This window comes from Streptomyces sp. NPDC006458, from assembly GCF_040612135.1.
Classification (GTDB): domain Bacteria; phylum Actinomycetota; class Actinomycetes; order Streptomycetales; family Streptomycetaceae; genus Streptomyces.
In genome coordinates this window covers 1-5,220 of record NZ_JBEXPR010000074.1, presented here as the reverse complement: position 1 = coordinate 5,220, position 5,220 = coordinate 1, and the positions used below count along the sequence as shown (strand labels likewise).

Genomic DNA, 5,220 nt, shown 5'->3' with positions numbered 1-5,220 from the left:
GATGATCGCTGCACGAGATGCGTTCCCCACCACACGATCATGATCGACGATCAGAAGCTCGACGCCTCACCGCCTACCGTGCACGAGCTCGTTAGTGAATCGCCCAGCACGCCGACCGGAGGCCCGACTTCCAACGGGACTGCCTGGAGCTGCTCGCGGCCGCCGTGACGGCGGGCGACGCCGATCCCCAGCACGGCGCTCTGCTGGAGGACCGGGTGCTGCTCGCCCAGGGGCAGCGGCAGGTCTTCGGTACCCAGCTGACGCAGGGCCCGGACGGGACGCTCGTCCCGCACCCCGTCCGGAGCCAGGACGAGGTCGAGGCGCTGCGCGCCGTGTGGGGGTTCGAGCCTCTGGAGGCGTACATCGGGCGGGTCTTGGCCGGCATCCGATAGCGCGGCCGGGGCGGCCTGCTGTCCAGACGGCCAGGTCGGCAGCACGGTCTTCGACTGCGGGTGCGTGAACGGGGGAGGCCTCGCCGACGGGGGATGCAGCGAGGCCTCGCTCGAAACCCGGTCAGGGAAGGGCGCGGGGCCCGTACAGGGCCGCCGGCTGGTTGGTCATCAGGGCCCAGTACCGGTCGCCGTAGCTCCAGTGCCACCACTCCGTGCGGTAGTTGGTCAACCCGGCGGTGGACAGGGCGGCGGCCAGCAGGGCCCGGTTCGTGCGGGCCTGGGGGCTGATCGAGGCGGCGTCCGTGTAGCAGGCGCCGTCGCTCTCTTCGGGGCTGGCGTTCACGCGCGTGCCCATGTCGAGCTCGGTGCCGTCGGCGCCCACGAGGGTGAGGTCGACGGCGGCGCGCCGGCGCTGTGCAGGGCGATCTCCGGTGGGGACACGTTCCGGCTGGCGGCCTCATGGACCTGGTCGTCGGGCCAGGCGGGGTTGGCGGCGCGGAGCTCGTCCGCGTACTCCTCGAACTAGCGCCGCTGCAGGTCGGGCGGGCGGTAGCCCTCGACGTAGAGCAAGCGCACTCCGTCGGGCAGGAGCGCCTGGGCGTGGACGAGCCGGTCGAGGACGCCGCGGCGCAGCTGGGCGTACGAGCCGGCTGTGTCGGCTCTGCGGTCGTCGACCAGCAGGGTTCCGCGCGCGTCGATGAGCGGCTCGCCGCAGTCGGCGACGGGGATGGCAGCCACGCGCGGGTCGGACATCAGGACGAGCGGACCGGGCGCGAGGGTGATGTGCATCCAGGACGCGGCGTTCTCGCGGTGGGAGTGACCGAGGGGCTCGATGCCGCTCTGGTCGGTGAGGCTGAACCCGGTCACCATGACCATGCTGGACCCATCGGCCACGGATACGAGGTGTGTTCCGCAGTCGGGGCAGAAGCCTCGTCGGAGGGTCGGGTAGGTCGCATACCACTTCGGCTCGCCGCCGGTCCCGGTCCAGATCAGGGAGTCCAGAGGGAAGCCCACCCACAGCACCGCGGGCCCGCCGGAGATCCGAATCTCATGGACACATGAACACAAATGCGGATCATCCGGAGCTCCGGCGACCTGGTAGGAGATCCGGCCGCACTGGCAGTGCCCCGTTCGAACCGGCGCTGGAGCATCCTCTGCGGCTCTTGTGGCCGGCAGGGGCCGAGCGGGCCCGGGGGTTGTGCCGAGGGCGGGTGATGTGTTGCTCATGCGAGTTCTCGCTTAAAGATGGGCCGGGGCGGGCTACAAGGTGGTGAGGCCGGTGGCGTCCGGCAGTTCGGTGAGGGGCTGCGGCGCGGCACGGGGGATCCCGAGCCGCGCGGGCCTGGTGGACGGCGGCGAGCTGGTCGGCTGCCGGGAGTCCCCAGTCGAAGAGCTCCAGGGCCTGCTCGGGTATCGCGAGGACCCGGATGTGGGTGCGGCCGGTGGCCGGGTCGACGGGTGGCGGGCCAAGACGGGTGAGGGGCGCGGTGTAGCGGAGGCGGGCGTACGGCTTGTCGGGGTCGGAGAGGTGGCCGAGGAGCAGCGGTTCGCCGAACTCGGCCGCGGCTTCCTCGAGTGCCTCCCGGCGCAGTGTGACGAGCGGGTTGCCGCGGTCCGGGGGGTCGGGGGTGCCGCCGGGAAGGCAGGCCGCGCCGGTGTCCGGTTCCAGAAGCACCAAGGCTCGGCCGTCGGGCCCGAGGAGCCAGCCCCAGACCTGGGCCACCGGGAGCTGCGCTGGGGCGGGGCCGGTGTGGAAGGGGAGGTGGCCGGGTGCGGGCGGTGCGAAGGGCGCCGGCCCGGTCCAGGACGGTGGGGGCGATCGGGAGGCCGTTCTCCAGCAGGGCGGCGCCGGCGGAGTTGATGCGGGCGCGCAGGGCGGACAGGGCCCGGCGGGCGTCGCCGGGGGACATCAGGTCCGGTAGCCGGGCGGGTTCGACGAACTCAACGGACTTGATCTCGCGGTCGGGCAGCCGGATGGCGGCGATCTGCTCCTTGTCCCACGTACCCCCGTCGTAGACGTGCAGGATCTCTCCGGGGAAGCGCATGTCGGCGGGCGCGTTGATGCTGTCCGCGCTGACCCAGTCCACGGCCAGCCCGCGATCGACGGTCATGGTGACGCCGAGCTCCTCGCGCAGTTCCCGAGCGGCGCCATGGGCCGGGGACTCGCTCTCGTCGACGGCGCCGCCGGGCAGGAGGCAGGTCGTGCGATAGTCGACGCGCTGGATCAGGACCCCGCCGCGCTGATCGGCGATCAGCACGGACGTTCCGGCCCACAGGGCTGCTGAGGCGCGTAAGGCCCCGTGCTCCTCGTCGGTCATCGACGTCGTGGGCGGCGCGTCAGGGGAGGGCGTGGCGGTCATCTCGTCTCCGATCGTGCGGACGGGATCTTCTGGGCGGTGGGCCGGTCAGGCGACGAGCTTGTGCGGGGCGCCCCGGCGCGGGGCCGAGGGAGAGCCGGGTGAACTGCTCGGTGCTGATGATCTCGTTGCGTTCCAGTTCGGACAGGCGGGCGAGAAGGCCGGGCAGGGGCCTCGGGCGGGCGACCTCGTTGCGGTGGGCGAGGATCGCCTCCAGCTTCACCGCGGCCCATGGTGAGACGTCAACGGTCGTGGTCACATACGCGTCCGGTACCGCGGGGAGCGTCTTGCCCACGCTCTGGAGGAGCGGGCCGAGCCGGCCCACACCGGATTCCGAATGCGTGGCCGCGTACAGCGCGGCAGGCTGCGAGGGATCCCCGGCTTCGGGATACAAGTGCGGCAGACCGGCAGCCTCGACGGCAAGGAGCGTGACCTGATGGGCACGCCGGTGATCCGGATGCCTGGTGAGCTGGCCAAAGGCGTCGTGGCCGACGACGACGTCGGGCCGGACCTCGCGGATGTGTCCGACGAGGCGGCCGATGGCCTCGTCGAGGGCCGCGTCGACAAGGCGTACTGCGCCGCCGGGCGCCGAGGCGGGGTTGCGGGCATCGGCGTACCCGAGCAGCCTTGGGGCCCCGGCGCCCAGGGCCTCGGCGAGTTCGGGGGCTCGGTGGCTGTCGGCAGTCCAGGTGGCGGTGACGACCGCGGTGCGGGCGCCGGCGGCGACGTGCTGGGCGAGCACGCCGCCCTCGAGGCCGCCGCGGCCGACAGGACACCGGTGCGGCTCCGTTGAGGCGAGCGTCCGCCGCTCTGTTGCGGACGCTGGTTCTTATCCAGCTGTCGGGGTACACGTGAACGTACTCAGTTGGGTACAGACGAATCTGTTCGGCACCGGACCTTCAGTTGATCCGCCTGGGAGGTAGTCCCGCTTTGGCACGCCAGTGGGCGGCGTCGTGAGGATCGGCCAGCCAGCCGGTCAGGCGTTCAGCGCCGGCACGGAATGCATCGCACAACGAAGTCTCCTCGCCGACCATGATCCTCAGGGCGCCGACGTCATGGGTGGCGTGGTCGGTCTCGCACCAGCAGGCCACATTCACCGCCGCATCAACCGCGATTTGGTCCGGGTCGGTCCACACCACCTGAAGCAGGAACTCCAGCTGGTCGCCTCCCTCAGCGTGCTCGATGACATCCAGCCCAAGGACGATCGGCGTCCCCAGCTGTGTGCCGGGGAAGGCGGCATGCTCCAGGGCCCACTCCCAATCCGCCGTGGTTCTACCTGCACGAGCCGCGTCGACCGTGCTGGCCGCCTGGTTCAAGGAGTCCACATCCGCAGGCGTCAGGAGAGGAAAGAGTGCGGTCAAAGGGACGTCGTCGAAGGCACTCGCATCATGAGGTGATCATCCCTGTCTCCGGCTCGTACCACGAACGCTTCTCAGCTCTCCCGCAAAGAAGGCCCACGGCTTGGTGGCTGACCGGCTGGGCGCGTTCATCCGTACCTGGTTGGGTACTTCGACGAGTACGCCGACACCAGCGTGATCGTCAAAACGGCAGAGCAAGGTCGTCCTCACTGATTGTCGTGGTCACGGTCGGCTCGGCATCAGGCCATACACCAGGAATCACTTCGATCGCGCGTTGGAGATCAGCTTCCGTCCTGCCCGTTACAACCAGCTCCGTCCCCTCGGAGCCGGGCTCCAGGCGGAGCAGCAGACCAGCGTCAGAAAACCACCGAACGCGCACTCCCATCGGCTCGAACCACGCCGGATACGGCGGCAACGAGACAGGGACGAACTCCTTTTCCAGACAGGCAACCACCTCAGGTGTTGCCTGGCATGCGCGTCCTTGTGTCCACCTGCCCATAACAGCCTCGCTCAGCACGGTTTCGACCAAAGTCAGCGACAGGCGATCGAGGAAGTGACATCGGCTGGAGTTCGGCAGGCGATCGGAAAACAGAGCGACCGGTGGGTCCTCCCGAGACAAGTCGGCCAGAGACACACCCCAACCGGCGCAGCCTTGATTCTCACTCCGGAAGACCAGAAGTTCGCCGGAAGGGTCGAGCAACAGTTCCTCCGGCTCCAGCAGCGGGTTTTGCTGCGCAACTAGATCAGGCCGTCGACCGAACTACGTATATGCCTCCCTGAGAGCAACCGGTAGGTGAACGCCGAGGCGGTCCTCAGCTCGCTGCACTTCATCCAGCGTGAACCCATCAGCCGGTGACAACGGAGTGGACCAGGAGGCGGCAAAATCGCTGATAAATGCCCATGCCTCCGCCCGTTCCCTGCACCCACCTGCCAGGACCCTAGCTACGTCGAACGTGTCACCCATGCCGCCGACCCTATGCGCGTTGCCAGTCGTCCGCCGATCGCCACTGCGACATGACGGGTCTTCAAAGTTGAGCGGTGCGGAGGTGTCCGCGGGCTCGGCGGGTGGTGACGCAGCGTGTTCGGAGCCGCTGGTTCTCGGCGTTGCGGAAG

4 protein-coding genes and 2 pseudogenes are annotated in these 5,220 nt (G+C 69.5%); 1 reads left to right on the top strand and 5 read right to left on the bottom strand.

What is annotated here, in order from left to right:
• Nucleotides 1–98 precede the first annotated feature (98 nt).
• Complete coding sequence (locus ABZZ79_RS39430) at nucleotides 99–392, top strand: DUF6624 domain-containing protein (RefSeq protein ID WP_356697468.1); 294 nt, start codon at nucleotides 99–101, stop codon at nucleotides 390–392.
• 121 nt (nucleotides 393–513) lie between these two features.
• On the opposite strand, the pseudogene ABZZ79_RS39425 reads toward ABZZ79_RS39430, so the two are convergent.
• The 5 genes and pseudogenes from ABZZ79_RS39425 to ABZZ79_RS39405 form a co-directional block, all read right to left on the bottom strand.
• Nucleotides 514–1,181, bottom strand: a pseudogene (locus tag ABZZ79_RS39425) (M15 family metallopeptidase).
• Between the two features lie 434 nt (nucleotides 1,182–1,615).
• A complete protein-coding gene (locus ABZZ79_RS39420; RefSeq protein WP_356697466.1) occupies nucleotides 1,616–2,710 on the bottom strand; it encodes an NUDIX hydrolase in 1,095 nt (364 codons plus the stop codon).
• A 19-nt stretch (nucleotides 2,711–2,729) separates the two neighbouring features.
• Nucleotides 2,730–3,503 (bottom strand): annotated as a pseudogene (locus ABZZ79_RS39415) (PIG-L family deacetylase); the annotation flags it as partial.
• Between the two features lie 145 nt (nucleotides 3,504–3,648).
• Entirely contained in the window at nucleotides 3,649–4,074 is a 426-nt protein-coding gene (locus ABZZ79_RS39410; RefSeq protein WP_356697464.1) for a hypothetical protein, read from the bottom strand.
• A 214-nt stretch (nucleotides 4,075–4,288) separates the two neighbouring features.
• On the bottom strand, nucleotides 4,289–4,807 hold the full coding sequence (locus tag ABZZ79_RS39405) for a hypothetical protein (RefSeq protein WP_356697462.1): 519 nt from the start codon (nucleotides 4,805–4,807) through the stop codon (nucleotides 4,289–4,291).
• Nucleotides 4,808–5,220 lie beyond the last annotated feature (413 nt).